The following is a 22,780-nucleotide window of genomic DNA, read 5'->3' as shown; positions in this document are numbered from 1 at the left end:
CCCGGCGCCGTCCCCCGACAACAAGCAAGACAACAGGGAAGCCATGGAAAAGACCCAGAATGCCAATGCCGACATCCTGATCGACTGCCAGTCTGTGTGGAAGGTGTTCGGAAAGCGCAGCGCGGATGCGATCCGCGCGATCGCGGAAAAGGGGCTGGGCAAGCCCGAGGTGCTGCGCGACTACAATTGCGTCGTCGGGGTCTCGGATGCCAGCCTTCAGGTCCGTCGCGGCGAGATCTTCTGCATCATGGGGTTGTCGGGCAGCGGCAAGTCGACACTTATCCGCCTCCTGAACCGGCTGATCGAGCCGAGCCTCGGCAAGGTGCTGGTCAAGGGCCGCGACATCGCGACGATGAACGCGGCGACCCTGCGCGAGACCCGCGCCCGCCATATCGGCATGGTGTTCCAAAGCGTGGCCCTGCTGCCCCATCGCAACGTGCTCGAGAACGCGGCCTTCGGCCTCGAGGTCCAGGGCATCCCCCGCGAGGAACGCAACCGCGCAGCCTCGGCAGCGCTTGAAAAGGTCGGCCTTGCGGATTGGAAGGCGCGCTTCCCGTCCGAGCTTTCCGGCGGCATGCAGCAGCGCGTCGGCCTTGCGAGGGCGCTGGCCTCGGACCCCGAGATCATCCTGATGGACGAGCCCTTCTCGGCGCTGGACCCGCTGATCCGGCGGCAATTGCAGGACGAGTTCCGCCAGCTCACCAAGGAGCTCGGCAAGTCGGCGGTTTTCATCACCCATGATCTCGACGAGGCGATCCGCATCGGCGACCGCATCGCGATCATGAAGGACGGCGTCATCATCCAGACCGGCACCGCCGAAGAGATCGTGATGAACCCGGCCGATCAATATGTCGCGGATTTCGTCGCCGGCATCTCGCGGCTGCATCTGGTCAAGGCGCATTCGGTGATGATCCCCGCAGCCGAGTGGCGCGGCCCGGTCGAGACCCTGCCGCGCTGCGCACCCGATTCCGATATCGACGCGCTGATCGGGCAGGTCACCAGTTCCGGCAGCGACGCCGTCGCAGTGGTCGAGGGTGGCAAGCTCTTGGGCATCGTGACGATCCGCAACCTGCTTCTGGGCATGCGGGGCGAACCCGAACGCCAGGCGGCGGCCTGAGGGGGCGGGAATGGAGGATTTCATCTCTGCCTTCGACACCACGGTCGACGACGCGCTGTTCTGGCTGTCGGACCATGCGGCCTTCCTGTTCGACGGTGCGCGCGCCCTGCTCGAGGGGCTCTTTGACGGTCTGCTCTGGCTGCTGATGCTGCCGCCCTTCTACGTCGTCGCGGCGCTCGCTGCCCTGGTCGCCTGGCGCAGGCTCGGTGCCCTGGCCGCCGCCGTCACCGCCCTTGCGCTGATCGGCTGCTGGGCGATGTCGCTTTGGCCCGAAACCATGGAGACCCTGGCGCTGGTCGCTGCCGCCAGCGTCATCGCGCTGGCAATCGGCCTGCCGGTCGGGGTGCTGGCCGGGCTGATGCCGCGCCTGGACCGGGCGCTGGTCCCGGTGCTCGACCTGATCCAGACCATGCCACCCTATATCTACCTCTTGCCCTCGATCGCGCTTCTGGGTTTCGGCCCGGCGACGGCACTGGTCGCGACAGTCATCGTGGCGATCCCGCCGGCGATCCGCCTGACTTCGCTGGGCATCCGCCACACCCCGAACGAGTTCCTTGAGCTGGGCGATGCCTCTGGCGTGACGCCCTTGCAGATGTTCGTGAAGATCCGGCTGCCCTTTGCGCTGCCCTCGATCATGGCCGGCATCAACCAGAGCCTGATGATGGCCTTCGGCATGGTGGTCATCGCGGGCATCGTCGGCTCGGGGGGCCTGGGCGAGACGATCTATGGCGCGATCCGGACGCTGGACATCGCGACCTCGATCAATGCCTCGATCGCCATCGTGATCCTGACCATGCTGCTAGACCGGGTGACCCAAAGCTTCGCAGGAGACCGCAAATGACGCAATTCTCTCCGGGCGCGCTGCTCGCGCCGCTGGTCGATTGGCTGAACAGCAATTTCCACCCGCTTTTCGCCGCCATTGCGCGGGTCATCGAGGCGGTGCTGGGTGGCATCGAGGCCGCGCTTCTGCTGCCGCCAGCCTTTGTCCTGATCCCGGTGGTGGTCGTCCTTGCCTTCCTGACGGCTGGGGCGCGGGTCGCGGTTCTCGCCGCCTGCTGCCTTGGCTTCTGCTGGGGGATGGGGCTGTGGAAGGCCTCGATGGAGACCATCGCGCTGGTCGTCGTCGCCGTGCTGATCGCCGTCGTCATCGCCTTTCCGCTGGGCATCCTCGCCGCCCGGCGCCCCGCGGTCGAGGCCGCGCTGCGCCCGGTCCTCGACGTGATGCAGACGGTGCCGCCCTGGGTCTACCTGATCCCGGCGGTGATGATCTTCAGCCTGGGACGGGTGCCCGCGATCATCGCGACCATCGTCTATGGCGTGCCGCCCATGCTGCGGCTGACCACGCTGGCCTTCCGCGGCGTGCCCGCCGATCTCAAGGAACTCGGCGAGGCGATCGGTGCCAAACCCGGCACGATCCTGTTCAAGATCGAGCTTCCCGCCGCCCGTCCGACGCTGCTGGTCGGGCTGAACCAGTGCATCCTGCTTTCGCTCGCGATGGTGGTGCTGGCGGGGCTGGTCGGGGCAGGGGGCCTTGGGGCCGAGGTAACGCGCGGCCTGACCCGGATGGAGATGGGTCTGGGCCTGCGCGCCGGGCTCGCCATCGTCGCCGTCGCGCTGCTGCTCGACCGCATGTCGCGCGGGGCGCTGGAAGCGCGGGTCCGCTAGCATGCGTAAGCGCTTCTTCTGCATCGACGCCCATGCCTGCGGCAACCCGGTCCGGGTCGTCGCGGGCGGCGGGCCGGTCCTGCCGCATCTGCCGATCTTCGAGCGGCGCGACCTTTTCCTGCGCGAACATGACTGGGTGCGCCAGGCGCTCATGTTCGAGCCCCGCGGCCATGACATCATGTCGGGTGTGATCCTTTATCCCCCGTTCCGCGAGGATTGCGACATCGCGGCGCTGTTCATCGAGGTTTCGGGCTGCCTGCCAATGTGCGGGGCGGGCACGATCGGGCTCGCCACCGTCGCCATCGAGGAAGGGCTGGTCACGCCGCGCGAGCCCGGCCGCCTTGCCATCGAGACGCCGGCCGGACGGGTGGACGTCACCTATGAACTTGAAGGCGACCGCGTCACTTCGGTGCGGCTCTTCAATGTCGCGAGCTACCTGCACGAAGCGGATGTTCGCGTGGACGTTCCCGGTATGGGTGGGATGGTCGTCGACATCGCCTATGGCGGCAATTTCTATGCCGTGGTCGAGCCGCAGCCCAACTGGCCGGGCCTCGAAGGCATGGGCGCGGCCGAGATCGTCGGTCACAGCCGCGCCCTGCGGGCCGCGCTGGCGGGGATCTGCGATCCGGTCCATCCGCAGGATGATCGCATCCGGGGCGTGCATCACGTCGTCTGGTGCGACGGGCCGGATGGCGCGGATTGCGACGGGCGTGATGCGGTGTTCTATGGTGACAAGGCCATAGACCGTTCGCCCGGAGGGACCGGCACCTCGGCCCGGATGGCGCAGCTGCATGGCAAGGGCCGGCTGGCCTTGGGCGCGAATTTCCGCAACAAGAGCCTGATCGGAACCGTCTTCGAGGGCAAGGTCGAACGCGAGGTCATGGTCGGTCCTTATCCCGGCATCCTGCCCGGCATCAGCGGCTGGGCGCGGATCATCGGTCATAACACCATCCTCGTGGACAGCGACGACCCGCTGCGGTACGGCTTCCAGATCGCCTGACGCGCGGCCCTGTGCAGGTGCCGCGCCAGTGAGCTGGGCCAACCGGGGTGATCTTTGCATTGCCCTTGTCGATTGCCCGCTTGAGGCAATTCCGCCCCCCTCAGCCATGATTTCGTCCAGGCCGCGGGATGAGACGGCGCGGGGCTTGCGACGGCCAGAACGCGGGCTGCGCCTGGCCGACGGCTTGGGCGCTGCCGGCTGGGGTGTTTCCGGAACCCGCGCCCATCGGGATGATCAGCCCACCATCACCTCACCGAGATCTCGAATCCCGGCATCACGGCATTGGGCAGGATCACGGCGCCCAGTAAAGTCGCGTCGGGTTCTCGACCAAGAGCTTTTCCAGCAGATGCGCTTCGGGCGCGATCTCGCCCAGAAGATCGACAAGCTTGCCGTCGTCCGGCATGTCCTTGCGAATATTGGGATGGGGCCAATCCGTCCCCCACAGAACGCGATCCGGAAAGGCGCGGACCAGGGCCTGGGCAATCACGACCGCATCCGCATAGGGCGGCCCCGTCCTGGTGATCCGCTCGGCGCCGCAGACTTTCACGACGAAGCGATCATCCTGCATCAGTTCGGTCAGGAGATCGAAACCCGGCTGCTCGATCCCGCGCGAGGCGTCCAGGCGTCCCATATGGTCAATGACCATGGGAATGGGCAATTCGCGCAGAACCGGGGCCAGCCTGTCCAGCCTGTCCGCGTCGAAATGCAGGACGGCGTGCCAGCCAAGCGGTGCGATCCGAGCCGCAAGCCCGCGCACGGCGTCAAGATCGGCATCCTGTCCCAGATGGGTCACGAAATTGAAGCGGATACCGCGCACGCCGCCCTCATGCAGCTTGTCCAGTTCGGCATCGGTGATGCCGCGATCGACCATAGCAACGCCGCGGCAGCTGCCATCGCTGCGCGCGATCGCGTCCAGCATCGCGGAATTGTCCTTGCCATGGCAGCTGGCCTGGACCAGCACGGTGCGCTCGAGTCCCAGCAGGCGGTGCAGATCCTGCAGCGTCTCCCATGCCGCATCGACCGGAGTATAGGTCCGCTCGGTCGCAAAGGGAAAGCGGGCGGCAGGGCCGAAGACGTGACAATGCGCGTCGCAGGCCCCCCTGGGCAGCGTGATGGTGGGCTTGGAGGGATTGGGATGAAACGGAAGATTCTGGTCCAACATCAGATTGTTTTCCTGTCAGTGCTGCCAAGGGATGCGCGTGACGTCACGAGCCGAAGGGCGATCACGGCAAGACCGAGAAGCCCCAGGCCACGCATTTGAAGGCTGAGCAGATCCACGCTCAGCACGGGGCTGGGCCAAAGCAGCAAAAGTGAGCAAATGGCGAGGATGATCCTCTCCAGCGCGGTCATCGGGCGCAGGAACCATCCCGCGAAGGCGATCGTCAGGCCCACCGTTCCCAGCACGGCAAGCAGGGCAGATGCCGCGATCTGAGCGCCGCTGCCGATCATCAGCAGGCCGGGCATGCTGACGAAAAGGAACGGGACGAGAAGCTTGACGAAGCCCAGGCGGTCGGCCTCGAACGCGGTGCGGTTAGCATCGCCTCCGGAAATCGAGGCCGCGGCATAGGCCGCCAGTGCCACGGGCGGCGTGATGGCCGAAACGAGCCCGTAGTAGAAGATGAACATATGCGCCACGATCGGCTCGATGCCGAGCCGCGTCATCGCGGGTGCCACCAGCACGGCCAGCAGCAGGTAGGCAGCCGAAGTCGGCAAGCCCATGCCCAGCACGAAGGATACGAGCGCCGTCAGAAGCAGCAGCCAGAAGATGCTGTGGCCGCCAAGATCGACGATCAGCCCGGACAGCATGAGCCCGAGACCGCTCAGGTTCAGGACGCCGATGACCACGCCGGCCGCCCCGACTGCGGCGATGATTGGCATCGTGGCCCGCAGGGTTTCGACACAGACTTCGACCAGTGCCAATGGACCGACGCGTGTCGCCTTGCGCCAGGGCGAGATGACAAGCGCGGCCAGAAGCGCGATGACGGCGGACCTGGTCGGGCTTTGGCCCGCGGCCATGGTCGCGATCAGGATCGCAAGCGGGAAGAGCAGGTATCCCCGTTGCAGCAGCGTGACCTTGAGCAGACCCAGTCCCGCCTCGCTGTCCCGCTTCAGGCCGAGCCTGCCGGCCTCGAGCCAGACCGCCACCATCAGCGCGAGCACATATAGCAGGCCCGGGATGAGCGCCGCGAGCGCCACGGTCGCATAGGGTACGCCGATGATCTCGGCCATCAGGAAGGCAGCGGCGCCCATGACCGGGGGCAGGATCTGACCCGCGGAAGAGGCTGCCGCCTCGATCGCCCCGGCGAGGTTGGGCGAGTATCCGACCCGCTTCATCAGCGGGATGGTAAAGGTTCCGGTCGTCACGACATTGGCGACGGCACTGCCGTTGATCGTGCCCAGCATTGCCGAGGACAGCGCAGCCGAAAGGCCGGGGCCGCCCTGCATCCGGCCGGTCAGGCCGCGCGCGAGGTCGACGAAGACCTCGCCCGTGCCGATCTTCATCAGCAGCCCGCCCAGCAAGGCGAACAGGAAGATGTATTCGACCGCAACGCCCATCGGCACGCCGTAAATACCCTCGGTCGAGAGCATCAGCGTCGATGTCAGGCGGCGCAAGTCATAGCCCCCGTGGCCATATTGGCCGGGGATGAGATCGCCAAACCAGGCATAACCGAGGGCCGCAATCATCAGGATGACCAGGGCCCAGCCGACCGTACGCTGCACCAGAACGAGCAGACCCGCCAGAAGGCCGCAGAACACCCACAGGTCCGCGGGAACCGCCATCGCGCCGCGCATGATGATGTCGGCATATGAGGCCTGAAGGTGCCATCCCGGAACAAGCGCCAATGCGGCAAGAAGGTAGAACAGGATGCGGACGGGCCAGCGCCCGATCTGCAAGCCTGCCGCCATCAGCCCGGCCGCGGCGGCAAGTGAGAAGAAGCCCGAGCGCAGGATGAGGGCGGTGATCAGGCCAAAATACGCGCCCCAGATCACCAGCGCCGTCACTGCCACGGCGAGCGCGGCGAAGCAAAGCGAGACGATCGTGGCTTCGGGCAGGCTGATTGCGCCATGTCTTTGCAGGCGCAATCGCAGCTGAGTAATTCCCGGCATGTCGCTGACCCGGCCTATTTCGAAGCGAAATAGGCTTGCGCGCCCGGATGCAGCGGGACCGCCATCTCGGGGGCCGCCTCAAGCGTGATGGCCTTTGCCTGCGGGTGAACCTGGGCCAGTTCGTCCAGGTGGTCGAAGATCGCCGACATGAGCCCCTGGATCTTCGCCGGATCTGCATCCGCCTTGGTAAAGAGCGTCGCCGGATCGTTGATCGCGGTGACGGGCTCGGAAATGTCGGAATAGGTGCCGGGCGCGATCTCGTAGGTCTGATAGTAAGGATATTCCCTGGTCAGGCTTTCGGCCGCCTCCTTGTCGAGGCTCAGCAGCACCATGTCCTTCTGAGCGTCCAGGTCGATCAGGGCGGCGGTCGGCGCACCGGCCAGAACGACCGTTGCATCGATCGTCCCGTTGGTCAGGGCCGCCACGCCCTCGCTATAGGACAGGAACTGCACCTTGTTCGGGTCGAACACGCCATGGGCCTCCATGATGCGCTGACCGAGCACCGCCGAGTTCGAGCCCGGCGGTCCGAGATTGATCCGCTTGCCCGCAAGATCGCCGAAATCATCGATCCCGGTGCTTTTCACGGTCGCAACCTGCAGAACTGCCGGGTAAAGATAGGCCATCCCGGAAACGTTCTGGACGCCATCCTTGAACGGGCCTTCGCCCTTGGTCGCGTCGAACAGGGTCGAGGCCGATGACAGGCCGAATGTCATCTGGTCAGCGGCGACGCGGCGGATGTTTTCGACCGAAGCCCCGGTCACTTCGGCCCGGGCCGTCGTGTCGGGCATATGGGCGTTGATCTGATCGGCGATCCCTGCCCCGATGATGTAGAACAGGCCAGATGTGCCGCCCGTTGCGATCGACACACGCTCTTGCGCATGGACAGCCGTTCCCATTCCGCAGGCCAGAACGGCCGCGGTTGCCAAAAATTTCGTTCTCATGTTCTCCTCCCGTATTCCTCTATGCGTTCAGGTGACTTTCTCCGGTCGCTCCCGTGTCGGAGAAAGCGCCATCAACCCCGCATGAGCCGTTTCCACGATCATGCGAATGGCGGTTTCGTGATCCCGTCCCGATGCCCGACCGTCGGAAAGGCGGTCGATGCGATCCGGGTTGATAAGGGTGTAGTAAAGCGAGCCCAGCAGGAAATGCGCCCGCCAGACAATGTCTTCCTGCGAGGCGCCCGGGAGGCATTCGGCAAAGGCCGCGATGAACTCCCGAGTCGTCTCGTCGAATGCCCCGGCGATCACCTCGCGGACCTGCGGATCGCCTTCCGCCGACAGGATGGCGCGCAGCCGGGTGAAGCTTGCCCCGCCCGAGGTCGCATCTTCGGAGGAGGAAAACGCCGGCAGCAGATAGGCGCGCAACTCTGCGCGGAGCCGATCCTCGCGGGCGGGAATCCGGCGCGCCTCTCCCAGCAGTTCACGACGGCGCGCGTTTATCGGGCGCGTGTGGCGATCATAGATCGCGGCCAGCAAGGCGATCTTGTCGGGATAGTGATAAATCACGCTCGAGACGACGACCCCGGCCTCACGCGCGATTTCGCGCATCGACACTGCCGCGAAGCCACGCTCGGAAAAAAGCTTTTCCGCCGCCGTCACGACAAGGTTTGTCGTTGTCTGAGCCAAGGCTGATTTTTTCATCGTGTCTCTCCCCCTCGGGAGAAGGTACAACGACGATAAACACCTGTCCAGATTTTAATACAGCTGTCCAAAAACTCGCACGGCGCCGGATGCCGACAAGTTCGGCAGCCGCCCGTTTCCGGCTTGTCATGGCCTTGGGGGACAATGCGGCTCGCTTTCCGGGGAATGGGGAAAACCCTTTCGTGTCCTGCCACGAAAGGGCCGTCTCCAGGCGTCAATCCCCGACGATCTCCTGCCAGCTCGGGCATTTGCGTTGGGCCAGCGGAATGTCGAACTCGGCAGCGTTTTCGGCGGTGATCACGGAAACGGGGATCTTGATATCCGCGGGCACGGGCTTTTCGTCCAGTGCAAGAAGGCCGGCGCGCGCGGCGATGCAGGCCATCTTGAAAGAACTGAAATCGACCGAGGCGACCATCTCGCCTGCCTTTATCATCGCGATCGCTTCGTCGAGGCCGTTCGTCCCGGAAACCTCGGCGCTGCGGCCGCTTTCCTTCAATGCCTGGATGACGCCATAGGCCATGACATCATTGGCCGTCCAGATCGCGTCGACCTCGGGGTGCCTTGCAAGCGCGGCAAGCGTTTCATCATGCGCGGGCTCTCTTTGATACATTCCGGCCAGCGTCTCGAGCAATTCGATCTCGGGATGCTCGGCTAGGGCCGCTTCCAGCCCCTCGACGCGCTGGCGCGAGGTGACGGCGGCAGGGGTGCCCGCCACGGCAAGGATCTTGCCCTTGTCGCCGATTTCCGCAAACAGCCTGTCCGCCGCCGCCTTGCCCACCGCAACATCGTCAGATCCGACATGGGCGATGACGTCGCCCTTGATGCGGTTGACGAAGGTCACGACCGGCAGCCCGGCCGAGGTGATCCGGTGCAGATCCGGCTCCATCTTGGTGTCATGGACCGGAACGAACAGCACGAGGTCGGGATGATCCCCGGCCAGCATCTTGTCGATCAACGCACGCTGCTGGTCGATGTCGTCGGGCTTTTCGGGAACATAATGGACGGTGGTCGCTCCGGCTTCCTGCGCAACCTGATCGGCGGCAAGCCGGGCGGCCTCGTAAGCGGGATTGGTGTTGTTCTTGGTGAAGACGGCGATCGTCAGCGGCTGATCCTGGGCCTGATCCTGGGCCGAGGCCGCCGCGCCAAGGACTCCAAGCGCCAGCGCCGAGATGATGACGTTTTTCATGGGATTCTCCTCCGGATGCAGGGGGCAAGCCTAGCAACGGGCCGGGCGGACGGGCCAATTCGCTTTCGGCATGGGCGCATCGGGAAAAACGATTGCCCCGGCGAAGATACCGCGGAAATCGCCCGCTATACGTTCTCGTTATGGCGGGGGCGTGAAACCCTATTGGCGTGCTGCCGCATCTGCTGGCTAGGCTCAAGGCTTATCAGGGCCCTGGTGACTCGTCGCGGGAATGACGGCGGGGCCGGGCAGGGGAGGCAGCCGATGACAGAAAAGACAGCGCTGGTTTTCGGAGGGTCGCGCGGCATTGGCGCGGCAAGTGTCGACGCGCTCAGGGCTGATGGCTGGAACGTGGCTTTCACCTATGCCAGCAGCGCCGAATCCGGCGGCATTCGCGCGGATCTGCGCGATGCGGCTTCGGTCGAACTGGCCTTTCAGGAGGCGCAGGCGACGCTCGGCCCCATTTCCTGCGTCGTGGCCAGCGCGGGCATCAATGTACCGCCAGGCCCCTTGGCCAGCTTTCCCCCCGAACGGATGCGCGATCTGGTCGAGACGAACATCATCGGCGCCTTCAACGTCCTGCAGGCAGCGGCAAGGCATGTCGCGGATGACGGCTCTATCATCGCCCTGACCACCTCGCTGGTGCGACATGCCGCGCCGGGGCTCGGGCCCTATTCCGCCTCGAAGGCGGCGGTCGAGTCGCTGTTGCGTTCGGCCGCGCGCGAATTGGCGCCGCGGGGCGTGCGGGTGAATGGCGTTGCGCCCGGCCCGATCGACACCGACCTGTTCCGCGCCGGAAAGGACGAGGCGGCGGTGGCGCGCTCGGCCGCGATGTCGCCCTTCAACCGCGTCGGCCGCCCCGAAGAGGTCGCGGCAACGATCGCCTTTCTGGCGTCTGACAAGGCCAGCTGGATCTCCGGGCAGATCGTCCAGCCGAATGGCGGGCTGGTCTGACATGCTGGTGCTGCTGCAAACCCCGGCCTCGCCCTTTGCGCGCAAGGTGCGCATGGCGGCGCTGGAACGCGGGGTGAAATTGCGGCTGGAACAAGTGCCGGTCGATCCGGCCGCACGCAATGACGATCTGGGCGCGCGCAACCCCCTGGCCAAGATCCCGGTGATGCTGACGCCGGAAGGCGCGCTTTACGACAGCCGGGTGATCTGCCGCTATCTCGACCGACGCGGCGAGGGGCCGAGCCTCTATGTCGCGGAAACTGCGGATGTCTGGGACATCCTGACGCTTGAGGCCCTTGCCGATGGCGTGATGGAGGCCGCTGTGCTGCTGCGCTACGAATTGGTCCAGCGCCCCCAGCACTTGCGCTGGACGGACTGGATCGCGGCGCAATTCGCAAGAATAGACGCGGCGCTCGATCATGCCGAAAGCCGCGAGCGCCAATTGGGTGCCCCCCATATCGGTGCGATCGGCATGGCGGCTGCGCTGGAATACCTGGATTTTCGCCATCCCGGACATGATTGGCGCGCGAGGCGTGCGGGACTTGCCGCCTGGCTCGACCGTTTTTCAGCCCAGCCGATCATGCGCGAGACAAGCTACCGGGCGGCCTGAGCGCCGCCGCTTACCAAGGGTCTGGCCCTGCCCGCCGGAGGAGGCGCGGCAAAGCGCCGGCAACAACCGCCCTGGCCACAGGGCAGCTTCGGGGAGGAAGCGATCATGAGCGACTGCGGAAAGAACCTGAGCACAAGACGCGACATTCTCAGGGCCGGTGCGGGGGTCGGCACCGCGATGCTGGGCACGGTGGCGCTGCCATCGCTCTTGCGCGCGCAGGAGGCGCCGATCGTCATCGGCCATCTCGTGCCCCTGACCGGCTTTCTGGGCACATTGGGGCAATATGCGATCAATGGCTTCAAGCTGGGGGTCGATCAGATCAATGCCTCGGGCGGGATCAATGGCCGCCAGATCACCGTGATCGCCGAAGATTCGATCAATCCCGAAACCGCCGCCACCAAGGCGCAACGCATGATCGAACGCGACAAGGTCGATGTCCTGGTGGGCGAGATTTCCTCGGCCTCGGCCCTGGCGATCTCCGAGGTCGCGGCCCGCAACAAGAAGCTCTTCATTGCGACCGGGCCGCGCTCTGACGTGCTCAGGGCCGATCGCTGCAGCCGCTACATGTTCTGCACCGATATTCCGAACGCGGTGATGGTCAATGCGGTCGGCACGGCGCTCAAGCAGGACGGCATGGTCGAGGGCAAGAAGTTCTTCACCATCACCTCGGACTATGTCTTTGGCCATGATCTGCTGAAAGCGGCCAAGGCCTTCTTCGCCGACAACAAGGCCGATCTGGTGGGCGAGGAGCTGGTGCCGACAGACGCCACGGATTTCTCGGCCAATATCCTCAAGATCCGGCAGGCGAATCCCGACATCGTCTGCCTGAACCTGGGCGGCAACCAGGTCACGAACTTCCTGAAGCAATATGCCGAATTCGGTCTGGCCTATCCGACCGTCGGCTTCAACCTGAACACCGCCGATGCCTGGGCGGCCGGAATGGGCAGTTTCGGTGGCGTCTGGCCGACGGTCTGGTTCGACACGATCGACACCGAAGGCACGAAGAAATTCGTGGCCGACTACAAGGCTGCCTTCAACGACCAGATCCCCGAGAACCACGCCTGGATCGAATATATCACCGCGAAGATCCTCGAGCAGTCGATCAAGGAAGTCGGCGGCACCGACAATGAAAAGCTGATCGACTATCTCGAGAGCGAGGCGAAATTCGACATCCTGAAGCACCGCCCGGCCTATTTCCGCAAGTTCGACCACCAGCTTGTGCAGGAGGCCTATTCCTTCTCGGTCAAGGACGAGGGCAGCTACAATTCGGTCTATGACATGCTGCAACTGGGTGCGGCCGTTCCTCCCGACGGGGAGGATCTGACAACGATCTATCCCGCGGATTCGGGCGCTTGCAAGCTTTGAGCCAGCCATGACCTTTCCCGCCTCGCACAAGCGGGGCGGGCCGAAACCGCAGGGGCAAGTATGGAGATCTTCTTTCTGTTCGAGCAGGTGGTGAACGGGCTGGTTCTCGCCGGCTACTATCTGTTGATCGCGCTTGGCCTTTCGCTGATCTTCTCGGTCGGCGGCATCGTGAACCTCGCGCATGGCGGGTTTTACGCGCTGGGTGCCTATCTGGCGGTGACGCTGAGCCCGCATCTTGGCTTTCTGCCGGCGGTCATTGCCTCGCCCATTCTGGTCGCGCTTCTGGGCATCCTGTTCGAGCGTTTCATCCTGCGCCGCTTCTACCGCGAGGACCCGATCCTGAGCCTGCTCGTCACCTTCGGCCTTGCCATGGTGGCCGAGCAGGCGATCCGCATGATCTGGGGGGCTGCACCTTTGTCCCAGACCATGCCCTCGGATCTGCGTGGCGGCGTCGTGCTGGGGCCGCTGCTCTTCTCCAAGTATCGGCTGATCATGCTGGGGGTGGTGCTGGCGCTTCTGACGCTGATCTGGCTTCTGCTCAACCGCAGTTCCTTTGGCCGCGTGGTGCGGGCAGGGATCCAGAATCCCGACATGGTTGCGGCCCTGGGGATCAGGCTGCAGCCCTACATGACGGCGGTCGTGATGATCGGGGTCGGACTGGCCGCGGTGGGCGGCGCGCTTTTCGCCCCGATCACCACGGTGCATCCCGCCATGGGGGCCGAGATCCTGACCATCGCATTCATCGTCGTGACGATTGGCGGGCTTGGTTCGTTCTGGGGGGTGGTGCTGGCCGCGATCCTGGTCGGGGTCGTGCGCTCGGTCACGGTCCAATACCTGCCCGCGGCCTCGGAGGCCTCGATGTATATCCTGATGTTCGTCGTCCTGCTTACGCGTCCACGCGGGTTGCTGGGCGAGCGGATGGCGAAATTCGAAGGGTGATCCTGAATGTCATCGAATTGGAAGACCCTGCTGATCGCCGGTATCGGGCTGGTGCTCTTGCCCTTCGTCCTGCCGCTGATCGGGCTGACGATGACGGCCGCGACAATGGTCGTCGCGCTTGGCATCGCGGTGCTGGGGCTGAACCTGCTGATGGGCTATACCGGCCTTGTGAGCTTCGGCCATGCCGCCTGGTTCGGGATCGGGGCCTATGCCGCGGCGCTGATCCAGAAGACTTTCCTGCCCGGCCACTTCATCCTGCCGCTGCTCGGCTCGATCCTTGTCACGGCCTTGCTCTCGCTGGTGGTTGGGGCGCTGATCCTGCGGCGCCGGGGGGTCTATTTCTCGCTTCTGACATTGGCCTTCACGGCACTGACCTTCACCGTGGCCTTTCGCTGGACCGCCCTGACCGGGGGCGAGGACGGGTTGGGCGGCTTTAGCCGCGGCGGGATAGGGCCGCTGGACCTTGCCGATAACGCGGTCTATTACGCCGTGGTCGCGCTGAGCGGTTTTGGCGTGCTTTACGTCATGCTGCGCCTGGTGCATTCGCCCTTCGGCACGGTGCTGCAGGCCATCCGCGAAAATACCCTGCGGGCCGAGTTCCAGGGGTACAACGTCCAACGCTACAAGCTGATTGCCTATGTCGTCTCGGCAGCGGTGACGGGGCTCGGCGGGGCGCTGTCGGGTTTTCTGCATTACATCGTCACGGCCGAGAGCAGTTCGATCGAGATGTCTGGCGAGCTGATGGCCATGGTCGTGATCGGCGGAATGCATGCCCATATCCTTGGACCCATCGTCGGTGTCCTGTTCTTCCTGTTGTTCCGCGAAATGATCTCGATCGCGACGCCGGACTGGATGTTCTGGTTCGGGCTCATCTTCGTGGGCTTCGTGATGTATCTGCCGGGCGGGCTGGTGGGCCTTGGCGGAAAGCTTTGGCGCATATGGCGTCCCTTGCCAGAGGAAAGCGCCGCGATGAGTCGCCGACGCATTCACGAAGGGCTCGACCTGCCCGAGACCCTGCGCCCCACCCCCTCCATAGGCGAGATCCTTGCGGTCAAGGATGTCTCGATCAATTTTGGCGGCATCAAGGCGGTGCAGGGGGCCTCGCTCAAGGTCAGACCCGGCGAGATCCATGTCCTGATCGGGCCGAACGGCGCGGGCAAGACCACCTTGTTCAACCTGATCTCGGGCCGCTTCCGGCCCAAGAGCGGCACGGTGCGCCTGATGGGACGTGAGATCCAGGGCCTTGCGCCGCAGCAGATCTGCCATGCCGGGTTGTCAAGATCCTTCCAGATCACCTCGCTGTTCGACGGGCTCAGCATTGGCGAGAACCTGCGACTTTCGGGACAGGCCAAGCATCCGGCGCGCTACGGGCTGTGGCGCAATGCCCGCAGCCTGGCCGAGGTCGAACAGGATACCGCCGCCCTGATCCGCTTCCTGGGTCTTGAAGGCATCGAAGATGTTCGGGCGGGCGATCTGTCCTATGGCGGGCAGCGGCTGGTCGATCTGGGCATCGCGCTGGCCTCGAAACCCCGCGTCATCCTGCTCGACGAGCCTCTCGCCGGGCTTGCCGCGGCCGAGCGCGAGCGGGTCGGGCGGCTGATCGTCGCCATGGCGCGCCATATCCCCGTGCTGATCGTCGAACATGACATCGACCGTGTCCTGTCCTTCTGCCAGGAGGTCACGGTGATGAACGAGGGCGAGGTGCTCATCAATGGCAGCCCCGCCGAGATCCGCGCCAATGCCAAGGTGCAGGAAATCTATACCGGAACCGGCACGCCCGCCGTGACCGGGCGCAGCCAGAACCGCGATGCCGCTGGCAAAATCGTCCTGCGGGCCGAGGGGCTGCATACCTTCTACGGCAAAAGCCATATCCTGAACGGCGCCTCGATCGAGGCGCGTCAGGGCGAGATCGTGGCGCTGCTGGGCCGCAACGGGGCGGGCAAGTCGACCTTTCTCAAGACCATCGCCGGGATCGTGAAACCGACCGAGGGACGGCTGTCTTTGCGCGGGCAGGATGTCACGGGGATATCCGCATGGGAAATGGCGCGAGCAGGGGTGGGTTATGTGCCCCAGGGCCGCGGGGTCTTCGCCGGGATGACGGTGCGCGACAATCTTGCCCTTGGCCGGCTCGGTCGGGCGACGGATGGCGAAACCGGCACGGTCTGGAGCGAAGAGAAGATCTTCGATTTCTTCCCTCGCCTCGCCGAGCGGATCAATTCCCATGCAGATTACCTTTCGGGGGGCGAGCAGCAGATGCTGGCCGTGGCCCGCGCGCTTTCCGGCAATGTCAGCCTGCTGCTGCTCGACGAACCGTTCGAGGGGCTCGCCCCTGCGGTGGTCGAGGACCTGTTCCGCGTCTTCGACCGGTTGCGCCAGGACGTGCCGATCGTCATCGTCGAGCACAATCTCGACCTTGTCCTGGCCTTGGCAGATCGGGTCTTTGCGCTGGAGAACGGCCAGGTTTTCCATGAGGGCCCGGCCCAGGCGCTGCTGTGCGACATGCCCTATCGCAAGAAAGTGCTCTGGCTGTGAGCGTAACTTTCCCTCGCCGGAATAAAGACTTGCCCGCTGGCCTCTCCTAGCCGAAAACGGAGAGGGGGCAGGGGACAGGGATGGACGTCAAGCAGCTGAAATATTTCGTGGCGATCGTGGATTGTGGTGGTTTCTCGCAGGCTTCGCGCCAGCTCAACATCGCCCAACCCGCCCTGAGCCAGCAGATCTCGCGGCTCGAATACGAGGTTGGCGCGCCCCTATTCCTGCGCTCGAGCCGGGGTGTCACGCCCACGCCCAAGGGGCTGACCCTGCACCGCCACGCGAAGTTCATCCTGCGTCAGATCGAACAGGCCCTGCTGCTGACCCGCGAGGCCGAGACACAGATCTCGGGCCGGGTCACGCTGGGTCTGCCGCCCACGACCAGCGCGCAGATCGGAGTGCAACTGGTCGAAAGGCTGAACCGGCGCTTTCCGGGCATCGTCCTGAACCTCGTCGAGGGGCTCAGCGGCAACTTGCGGGCGCTGGCCATGGCCGGGGACCTGGACCTGACCGTGCTCTTCACCCCTTCGGCCGTGCCGAACTGGGACGCGACCGAATTCCTGCGCGAGGAGCTTTTCCTGGTCTATCCGGTCGAGCGCAACCTGTTCCCGGCCAGCCAGAGCGCGGTCACGATCCGCGACCTGCTGGAAGTGCCGCTGATCCTGCCCAGCCCGCAGCATGGCTTGCGTCGCCGGGTCGATCTGGAATTCGAACGCCTGAACCTGACCTGTGCCCCGATGGCCGAAATCGATTCGCTCAGCATTCTGATGCAAAGCCTGCTGCGCGGCATGGGGGCGACGGTGAAGCCGATGGCCGCGGTGAACGTGCATGGGCCGGCGCTGTCATCGCAATGGCGTTGCCTGCCCTTCGACAAGGTTTCCATGACGCGCATCAATTTCCTTTACGCGCCGCGCCCCGAGACCATATCCCCGCCCGTTCAGGCCGTGCATGATGAATTGCTTGCCCTGATCCGAGACGAGGTTCGGAAGGGCCACTGGCGCGGCGTGACCTGGATCGGGCCCGAAGTGCCGGAATAGGGCCCTAAAGGGTAAAGCTGACCACCCGTTCCTCGGTCATTTCCATCATGGCGTGACGCGGCCCTTCGCGACCGAATCCGCTCTCCTTCGAGCCGCCATAGGGCATCATGTCGAGCCGCGCCGAAGAGGTCTGGTTGACATGGACCCCGCCAACCTGCAGGCGGCGCAGGGCGGCGAAGGCGAGGTCGAGATTGCGGGTAAAGATGCCCGTGGCCAGCCCATAGGGCGTCGCGTTCACCCGTTCGAGCGCGGCATCGAAATCGGTGAAACGCTCGATGCAGACGACGGGGCCGAAGATCTCGCGGCAGCCGACATTCATCGCGGGCGTGACATCGGCAAGAAGCGTGGGCGCAATCACGGCGCCATCGCGCCGGCCGCCGGCGAGAAGCCGCGCGCCGCCCGAAATGGCCTCGGCGATCCAGCTTTCGACGCGCAGGGCATCGCCCAGGGAAATCAGGGGACCGGTGCTGCAGCCCGGCATGGCGGGGTCGCCATGGGTCAGCTCCGCGACGATGCCGGCAAGACGGCTTTCGACCTGATCGGCGATTGCGGCATCGACCAGCAGGATCTGGACCGAGGTACAGACCTGACCGGCCTTGCGATAACCCGCCGCCGCGACCTTGCTCAGGGCGTCGTCCAGATCGGCATCCCCGGCAAGCAGGGTGAAGGCGATCGAGCCAAGTTCCATCTGGGTGCGGCGCAGACCGGCCCGGGCCTGGATCAGGCGCCCGACCTCGGTCGAGCCGGTAAAGGCGATATAGCGCACGCGATCATCGGCGAGGGCCTGTTCGACCGCCGCGGCGCCCCCGTGGAAGACCTGCAGATAGCCCGGAGGCAAGCCGGCATCCAGGAAGGCCTGCGCCAGCATGCAGGCCGTGCGCGGGGTCTGGCTTGCCGGTTTCAGCACCACCGTATTGCCCGCGCCAAGTGCCGGGGCGATCTTGTGGGTCACGGTGTTGAGCGGCGCATTGAAGGGCGTGACGGCAAGCACCACGCCCAGGGGCACGCGCAGCGTGAAGGCCAGTCGGTTGCCCTGCCCGGCGGCACCGGCGACCGGGATTACCTCGCCCGACAGCCGCCGCGCCTCTTCGGCGGAAAGGCGCAGGGTCTCGACGGTGCGCTGGATCTCGGTGCGGCAATCGGCATCGGTATAGCCGGTCTCGAGCTGCATGACATCCTGGAATTCGTCGCGCCGCATCTCGAGCAGCGCCGCGACCGCGTCGAGAATGCGGCCCCGGTCATGGGGCGTCAGCCGGTCGGCACGAAAGCTGTGCTCGGCCAGGCCGATCATCTCGGTGATCTGATCGGGCCCGCTGGCCGGCAAAAGCGCAAAGGGCGTCAGGCGGAACTTGTCGAAGACCTCCTGCGCCGCGCCCTCGCCCTGCTGCCATGACCCGCCGAGCAGCATCGAAATCCGGTCGAGTCCGTCACTGGCAGGCATTTCAAACGGATAGGTCATGCGACGGGCTCCGGCCGATGGATGCGGGGAAGAATTCGGATGCGGCAGGTTCATGGGTCAATCATCGCTGACCGGGGTGGTGACGACGATGAAGGTGAGTTGCCCAAGCCCGGTATTCGCAATGCCATGCCAGGTACCGGGGGCGATGAAGATGACGTCATTGCGCCGCACGACGCGTTTTTCGCCGTCGATCTCCATCAGGCCCTCGCCTTCGAGGATGTGATAGACCTGTTCCTGCACCTTGTGATGGTGGCGCTCGACATAGGCCATCGGCGCATAGGTCGAAATTCGGTAATCGATCTGCTGCGATCCGGTGGTTGTGGGATGGACCAATGCCTTTGACAGCGCGCCGCCGTAATGGGCGGGAAATTGCTGCCAGGGCTCTTCGGCGATATTGCGGATCAGGCTTTTGCGGTCGGTCATGGGGGCTTGCCTCTTGCTCTTCATTCCGGGCGCCAGGCCGTGCCAAAGGCCGGTTCCTTGGGTTGCAGGGGCGGCAGCGACCAGGAGCCGGTCGCGGGCGGGCGGATATCGGCATCGACATGGACGTCGATCAGGACCGGCCGGTTCAGGCGGATCGCCTCTTCCAGCGTTGCCGCGAAATCCTCGGAACGGGTCACCGTGAAACCCGCCACCCCCGATGCTCGCGCCCAGGCGGCGAAATCGGGGTTATAGGGCTCGGCATTCGGGCCGCGATAGAAGGCGGTGCCGTATTCGCGGCCCTCGAAATAACCGTATTGCAGGTCGCGGATCGCGCCCCATGCGAAATTGTTCCAGACGATCCAGATCACGGGGATGTCGAATTCGACCGCCGTGCAAAGCACATGCGGCACCATGGTGAAACCGCCGTCACCGCAGACCGAGACGCAGACCCGATCCGGTGCGGCGAGCTTCGCGCCGAGGATTGCCGAAGGGCCAAAGCCCATGCCGGAATAGCCCCATGAATTCAGCATGTTCTGCGGGCCTCTCGCCTTCCAGAACTGCATGAACCAGTTGTGGTGGATGCCCGCGTCAAAGGACAGAATGGCATCCGGCGGCAGGATTTTCTGGCAATCGGCAACAATGCGTTCCGGGCGGATCGGTTGTTGATGCGCCGCGAAACCGGGGGCGACGAAGTCTTCCCATTCCGCGCGCCAGCCGGCGATCTCGTCCCGCCAGCCCTGCAGGCGCGGCAGGCCATTCGGCGGGGCGTCGGAGCCCGCGGCGCGGGCGTCGAGTTCGGCAAGGATCTGGCGCAGAAAGGTCCGGGCATCGGCCAGAATGGCGAGGTCCGGGGTGTAGTTCCGCGTCAATTCGGCATGGTCCAGATCGACATGGACGAGCCGCGTCGCCGGGAAGTTCCAGGAATATCCCGGCCGCCAGCTTGAGGCCGAACGATCGTCGAACCGTGCCCCGATCGCGAGAACCAGATCGGCATGCCGCCCGGCCTGATTGGCCTGATAGGCGCCGTTCCGGCCGATGAAGCCAAGCGAAAGCGGGTCCTCCATGTCGATCGTGCCCATGCCGTTGGGCGATGAGATCACCGGAATCGAAAGCCGATGCGCCAGCGCAGTCAATTCGCGCCCGGCCTCGGACAGGGCCATGCCATGGCCGACGAAGATGACCGGTCGCTCGGCCGCCAGAAGCCAGTCGACGCTTTGCGCGACATCCTCGGCGCTGGCCCCGGGGCGGCGCATCCCGAAGGCGCTGCCGACCGGCTCGGGCGTCAGTTCGGCCTCTTCCTGGAACAGGTTATAGGGGATGTCGAGATTGACCGGCCCGGGCCGCCCGGTGGTCATCGTGGCCGCGGCCTGCCGGATCATCAGCGGCAATTGTTCGACCCGCGAGGGCTGAAAGCTGCGCTTGACCACCGGCTTGATGACCTGGCCGAAATCGGCTTGGCCATGCATGTTCAATTCCTGGAAAGGCGCGCGGTTGAATTGCTGGGTCGGCACGTTGGCGGTGATCGCCAGGATGGCCGAGCTGTCGGTCTGGGCCACCGCGAGCCCCATGATCTGGTTGCACGAACCCGGCCCGGTCGAACTGAGCGTCGCGGCGATCCGGTGGGACACCCGGAAGAAGCCGTCGGCCATGTGCACCGCCGTCTGCTCGTGCCGGGGCGAGATCATCGGTATCTCGTCTTTGACCTCGGCCAGGCAGTCGATCAGCCCGACCGTGCCGTGGCCGCAGATCCCGAAGATATAGGGGATCTTCTCCCGAACCAGGGCTTCGGCAATGTAGCTGCCTCCCTTTTGCCGCGTCATTGCTGTCCTCCGATCATTCTGCCATCTCCTCCTGGCGGGCCGCGTGCCGCGCCGCGGCCCAGCCGAATGTCATGGCGGGGCCGATCTGGGCGCCGGCCCCGGGATATTCCCCGGCGAAAACCGATTGCATGTCATTGCCCGCAGCATAAAGGCCCGGGATGGCGATGCCAGATCCGTCCAGCACCTGCCCGGCCTCACCGCAGGCCAGCCCCCGCGCCGTCGCGAGCGGCGTCGGCCAAAGCGCGAGCGCGAAAAGCGGCCCCGGACCAATCTCGGCAAGGCAGGGGTTTGCGAGCTCCCGGCCTTCATCGCCATTCGAACGCTCATAGGCGCTTTCGCCGCGCCCGAAATCCTCGTCCTTGCCCCGGCCGGCCAGGGCGTTGAAATCCTTGATCGTCGCGCGCAGGCGTTCCGGTTCAAGGCCCAGTCGAAGGGCCAGATCGGCGACATCCTCGCCCCGTTTCAGATAGCCCGCCGCAAGATAGGGGCCGAGCCTTCGCGTCCGTGGCCGGATCAATCCAAACCCATAGCGGCGTATGAAAGCGGCGTCCGCGATCATCCAGCAGGGCAGGGCATCGCGACCGCGCGCGTGCATGGCCTCGCCGAAATCGTGATAGCTGGCCGCCTCATTGGCGAAACGCCGTCCGGTCCGGTCCACGATCAACGATCCCGGCTTGGCACGGTCGAGCGCGATATGAGGGTAGACCGCCAATCCGCCGCCCGGCCGAACCATCAGCGAGGACGGAAACCAGAAGCCGTTCGTTCCGACCGAGGGGCCAAGCTGTCCCCCCGCCTGCAGGCCCAGCCGGATCGTCTTGCCCCGCGCAAAGGGCGAGGCTACCGTATGTCCGCTGGCCGTGGGGGGAAGTTGCTGCGCCCCTGCTTCGGGATCTGCGGGAAAACCGCCCCCGGCCAGTACGATGCCCCGCCGCGCCTTCAGGTGGAACGCGCGACCCTCGGCCGAGCCGCTGACGCCCGCAACCCGTCCTGCCGCGGTCTCGATCCGCTGCGTATGGGCATTTTCCCAGGCCATGCCGCCGCGCATCAGGAATGCGTGCAGCATCCTTGCGACCAGCGCATTGCCCATGACCAGCCGCGTTCCGCGCGGGTGATGCCAACGGTCGCGAAGATGCCGAACCAGCAGCCGCGCGCCTTCCTGCATGGCGCGGGCGGAACGCTCTGCCCGAATGAGCCTTTGTGCCTCGGCGCGGGTGAGCATCATCCCGCCCAGCACTGTCAGTTCCGCCAGCGGAGGGGCAAGCAGCGCAAACCAGCCCCCCAGCAAGCGCCCGTCAAAGGCCGCGGGTTCGAGCGCCCGGCCGCCGCTGGCCGCGCCGGGCAGGTTGCTGCGATAATCCGGCGCGCGCAGATAGGGCCGGAACAGGATGCCAGCGCGATCCTCAAGATCGGCCTGCATGCGAGGGGCAAGGTCCAGGAAGGTCTCCCAAGGCCGGGTCGATCCTTTCGTGCCGACGAGTGCCTGAAGATAGGCTTGCGCGGGCTCGCGATCCTCGGGGAAGCCCGCAGCGCGCATCAAGCGGTTGTCCGGGATCCATGCCGTTCCAGAAGAGCGCGCCGTGGTGCCGCCCAGGACCGGCGCATGGTCGAGCAGCGCAACCCGCATTCCTTCCAAGACACCCGTAAGGGCGGCGCTGAGCCCACCGGCACCCGAGCCGAGAACGATCAGATCGACCTCGTCCAGTTCCTCCAGCGGGCGGCGCCCCGCCGGATCAAGCCGCATGGGTAGCCATCCTTTCCTCGCCACCCGAAGCGGGGCGGGTTTCTGCCTTGCCCTGATCTAGGCCGAAACTGCCCCATAATCCCAATAGGGAATTCTTCGGGGTGCATAGTTTCCTCATATGGCCGGGAGGGAATGCCCGGAGTTCTCAAGATACGTGCTTTATTTCAATTTCTTGGCTGAAATCTCGGGT

General features: G+C 65.2%; 19 protein-coding genes. 10 read left to right on the top strand and 9 right to left on the bottom strand.

The window, feature by feature from the left end; translation table 11 throughout:
* Window positions 1-43 precede the first annotated feature (43 nt).
* Genes RGQ15_RS19980 through RGQ15_RS19965 form a run of 4 tightly spaced genes read left to right on the top strand, consistent with a single transcriptional unit; the run spans window position 44 to window position 3,782 of the window.
* Window positions 44-1,117, top strand: coding sequence for a quaternary amine ABC transporter ATP-binding protein (locus RGQ15_RS19980; RefSeq protein ID WP_311162593.1), 1,074 nt, complete (start codon window positions 44-46; stop codon window positions 1,115-1,117).
* A 10-nt stretch (window positions 1,118-1,127) separates the two neighbouring features.
* Window positions 1,128-1,958, top strand: a complete 831-nt coding sequence (locus RGQ15_RS19975; RefSeq protein WP_311162592.1) for an ABC transporter permease — start codon at window positions 1,128-1,130, stop codon at window positions 1,956-1,958.
* On the top strand, window positions 1,955-2,782 hold the full coding sequence (locus RGQ15_RS19970) for an ABC transporter permease (RefSeq protein WP_311162590.1): 828 nt from the start codon (window positions 1,955-1,957) through the stop codon (window positions 2,780-2,782). Before RGQ15_RS19975 ends, RGQ15_RS19970 begins: the two co-directional genes overlap by 4 nt.
* A gap of 1 nt (window position 2,783) precedes the next feature.
* Window positions 2,784-3,782 carry a 4-hydroxyproline epimerase gene (locus tag RGQ15_RS19965; RefSeq protein WP_311162589.1) on the top strand — a complete coding sequence of 333 codons (999 nt, stop codon included), beginning with the start codon at window positions 2,784-2,786 and terminating at the stop codon, window positions 3,780-3,782.
* A 292-nt stretch (window positions 3,783-4,074) separates the two neighbouring features.
* Here RGQ15_RS19965 and RGQ15_RS19960 read toward each other — a convergent pair whose 3' ends face one another.
* The 5 genes from RGQ15_RS19960 to RGQ15_RS19940 form a co-directional block, all read right to left on the bottom strand.
* Window positions 4,075-4,944: an amidohydrolase family protein gene (locus RGQ15_RS19960; RefSeq protein WP_311162588.1), complete on the bottom strand. Its 870-nt coding sequence runs from the start codon at window positions 4,942-4,944 to the stop codon at window positions 4,075-4,077.
* Complete coding sequence (locus tag RGQ15_RS19955) at window positions 4,944-6,890, bottom strand: TRAP transporter permease (protein WP_311162587.1); 1,947 nt, start codon at window positions 6,888-6,890, stop codon at window positions 4,944-4,946. The genes RGQ15_RS19960 and RGQ15_RS19955 overlap by 1 nt, the downstream gene beginning before the upstream one ends.
* A gap of 14 nt (window positions 6,891-6,904) precedes the next feature.
* Window positions 6,905-7,831: a TAXI family TRAP transporter solute-binding subunit gene (locus RGQ15_RS19950; RefSeq protein ID WP_311162586.1), complete on the bottom strand. Its 927-nt coding sequence runs from the start codon at window positions 7,829-7,831 to the stop codon at window positions 6,905-6,907.
* A 27-nt stretch (window positions 7,832-7,858) separates the two neighbouring features.
* Window positions 7,859-8,530, bottom strand: coding sequence for a TetR/AcrR family transcriptional regulator (locus RGQ15_RS19945; RefSeq protein WP_311162585.1), 672 nt, complete (start codon window positions 8,528-8,530; stop codon window positions 7,859-7,861).
* A gap of 214 nt (window positions 8,531-8,744) precedes the next feature.
* Window positions 8,745-9,716 carry a sugar ABC transporter substrate-binding protein gene (locus RGQ15_RS19940; RefSeq protein WP_311162584.1) on the bottom strand — a complete coding sequence of 324 codons (972 nt, stop codon included), beginning with the start codon at window positions 9,714-9,716 and terminating at the stop codon, window positions 8,745-8,747.
* Window positions 9,717-9,977: 261 nt separating this feature from the next.
* On the opposite strand from RGQ15_RS19940, the gene RGQ15_RS19935 reads away from it, so the two are divergent.
* The 6 genes from RGQ15_RS19935 (at window position 9,978) to RGQ15_RS19910 (ending at window position 17,147) form a co-directional block, all read left to right on the top strand.
* Window positions 9,978-10,667: an SDR family NAD(P)-dependent oxidoreductase gene (locus RGQ15_RS19935; RefSeq protein WP_311162583.1), complete on the top strand. Its 690-nt coding sequence runs from the start codon at window positions 9,978-9,980 to the stop codon at window positions 10,665-10,667.
* Window positions 10,651-11,274: a glutathione S-transferase family protein gene (locus RGQ15_RS19930; protein WP_311162582.1), complete on the top strand. Its 624-nt coding sequence runs from the start codon at window positions 10,651-10,653 to the stop codon at window positions 11,272-11,274. Before RGQ15_RS19935 ends, RGQ15_RS19930 begins: the two co-directional genes overlap by 17 nt.
* Window positions 11,275-11,379: 105 nt before the next feature.
* Window positions 11,380-12,639 (top strand): ABC transporter substrate-binding protein, encoded by a 1,260-nt coding sequence (locus RGQ15_RS19925; protein ID WP_311162580.1) that lies wholly within the window; start codon window positions 11,380-11,382, stop codon window positions 12,637-12,639.
* 60 nt (window positions 12,640-12,699) lie between these two features.
* A complete protein-coding gene (locus RGQ15_RS19920) occupies window positions 12,700-13,578 on the top strand; it encodes a branched-chain amino acid ABC transporter permease (RefSeq protein WP_311162579.1) in 879 nt (292 codons plus the stop codon).
* A gap of 6 nt (window positions 13,579-13,584) precedes the next feature.
* Entirely contained in the window at window positions 13,585-16,110 is a 2,526-nt protein-coding gene (locus tag RGQ15_RS19915) for a branched-chain amino acid ABC transporter ATP-binding protein/permease (protein WP_311162577.1), read from the top strand.
* An 80-nt stretch (window positions 16,111-16,190) separates the two neighbouring features.
* The gene (locus tag RGQ15_RS19910) at window positions 16,191-17,147 is read left to right on the top strand and encodes a LysR substrate-binding domain-containing protein (RefSeq protein WP_311162575.1); all 957 of its coding nucleotides are present in this window, start codon (window positions 16,191-16,193) and stop codon (window positions 17,145-17,147) included.
* 4 nt (window positions 17,148-17,151) lie between these two features.
* On the opposite strand, the gene RGQ15_RS19905 is transcribed toward RGQ15_RS19910, so the two are convergent.
* The 4 genes from RGQ15_RS19905 to RGQ15_RS19890 are packed head-to-tail and all read right to left on the bottom strand — an operon-like array spanning window position 17,152 to window position 22,590.
* Window positions 17,152-18,606, bottom strand: coding sequence for an aldehyde dehydrogenase family protein (locus RGQ15_RS19905; protein WP_311162573.1), 1,455 nt, complete (start codon window positions 18,604-18,606; stop codon window positions 17,152-17,154).
* 57 nt (window positions 18,607-18,663) lie between these two features.
* On the bottom strand, window positions 18,664-19,029 hold the full coding sequence (locus RGQ15_RS19900) for a cupin domain-containing protein (protein ID WP_311162571.1): 366 nt from the start codon (window positions 19,027-19,029) through the stop codon (window positions 18,664-18,666).
* Window positions 19,030-19,049: 20 nt separating this feature from the next.
* Window positions 19,050-20,849, bottom strand: a complete 1,800-nt coding sequence (locus RGQ15_RS19895; RefSeq protein WP_311162570.1) for a thiamine pyrophosphate-binding protein — start codon at window positions 20,847-20,849, stop codon at window positions 19,050-19,052.
* 13 nt (window positions 20,850-20,862) lie between these two features.
* A complete protein-coding gene (locus tag RGQ15_RS19890; RefSeq protein WP_311162569.1) occupies window positions 20,863-22,590 on the bottom strand; it encodes an FAD-binding protein in 1,728 nt (575 codons plus the stop codon).
* Window positions 22,591-22,780: the final 190 nt, after the last annotated feature.

The organism is Paracoccus sp. MBLB3053 (genome assembly GCF_031822435.1).
GTDB classification, from domain to species: domain Bacteria; phylum Pseudomonadota; class Alphaproteobacteria; order Rhodobacterales; family Rhodobacteraceae; genus Paracoccus; species Paracoccus aurantius.
This window is presented reverse-complemented; position numbering and strand designations above follow the sequence as displayed.

Excerpts from the sequence above, each read along its gene's own strand:
- RGQ15_RS19905 (WP_311162573.1), bottom strand. The coding sequence starts at position 18,606 with ATGACCTATCCGTTTGAAATGCCTGCCAGTGACGGACTCGACCGGATT.
- RGQ15_RS19965 (WP_311162589.1), top strand. The coding sequence starts at position 2,784 with ATGCGTAAGCGCTTCTTCTGCATCGACGCCCATGCCTGCGGCAACCCG.
- RGQ15_RS19915 (WP_311162577.1), top strand. The coding sequence starts at position 13,585 with ATGTCATCGAATTGGAAGACCCTGCTGATCGCCGGTATCGGGCTGGTG.
- RGQ15_RS19910 (WP_311162575.1), top strand. The coding sequence starts at position 16,191 with ATGGACGTCAAGCAGCTGAAATATTTCGTGGCGATCGTGGATTGTGGT.
- RGQ15_RS19980 (WP_311162593.1), top strand. The coding sequence starts at position 44 with ATGGAAAAGACCCAGAATGCCAATGCCGACATCCTGATCGACTGCCAG.
- RGQ15_RS19920 (WP_311162579.1), top strand. The coding sequence starts at position 12,700 with ATGGAGATCTTCTTTCTGTTCGAGCAGGTGGTGAACGGGCTGGTTCTC.
- RGQ15_RS19930 (WP_311162582.1), top strand. The coding sequence starts at position 10,651 with ATGGCGGGCTGGTCTGACATGCTGGTGCTGCTGCAAACCCCGGCCTCG.
- RGQ15_RS19960 (WP_311162588.1), bottom strand. The coding sequence starts at position 4,944 with ATGTTGGACCAGAATCTTCCGTTTCATCCCAATCCCTCCAAGCCCACC.
- RGQ15_RS19955 (WP_311162587.1), bottom strand. The coding sequence starts at position 6,890 with ATGCCGGGAATTACTCAGCTGCGATTGCGCCTGCAAAGACATGGCGCA.
- RGQ15_RS19940 (WP_311162584.1), bottom strand. The coding sequence starts at position 9,716 with ATGAAAAACGTCATCATCTCGGCGCTGGCGCTTGGAGTCCTTGGCGCG.
- RGQ15_RS19970 (WP_311162590.1), top strand. The coding sequence starts at position 1,955 with ATGACGCAATTCTCTCCGGGCGCGCTGCTCGCGCCGCTGGTCGATTGG.
- RGQ15_RS19895 (WP_311162570.1), bottom strand. The coding sequence starts at position 20,849 with ATGACGCGGCAAAAGGGAGGCAGCTACATTGCCGAAGCCCTGGTTCGG.
- RGQ15_RS19900 (WP_311162571.1), bottom strand. The coding sequence starts at position 19,029 with ATGACCGACCGCAAAAGCCTGATCCGCAATATCGCCGAAGAGCCCTGG.
- RGQ15_RS19945 (WP_311162585.1), bottom strand. The coding sequence starts at position 8,530 with ATGAAAAAATCAGCCTTGGCTCAGACAACGACAAACCTTGTCGTGACG.
- RGQ15_RS19935 (WP_311162583.1), top strand. The coding sequence starts at position 9,978 with ATGACAGAAAAGACAGCGCTGGTTTTCGGAGGGTCGCGCGGCATTGGC.
- RGQ15_RS19925 (WP_311162580.1), top strand. The coding sequence starts at position 11,380 with ATGAGCGACTGCGGAAAGAACCTGAGCACAAGACGCGACATTCTCAGG.
- RGQ15_RS19950 (WP_311162586.1), bottom strand. The coding sequence starts at position 7,831 with ATGAGAACGAAATTTTTGGCAACCGCGGCCGTTCTGGCCTGCGGAATG.
- RGQ15_RS19975 (WP_311162592.1), top strand. The coding sequence starts at position 1,128 with ATGGAGGATTTCATCTCTGCCTTCGACACCACGGTCGACGACGCGCTG.
- RGQ15_RS19890 (WP_311162569.1), bottom strand. The coding sequence starts at position 22,590 with ATGCGGCTTGATCCGGCGGGGCGCCGCCCGCTGGAGGAACTGGACGAG.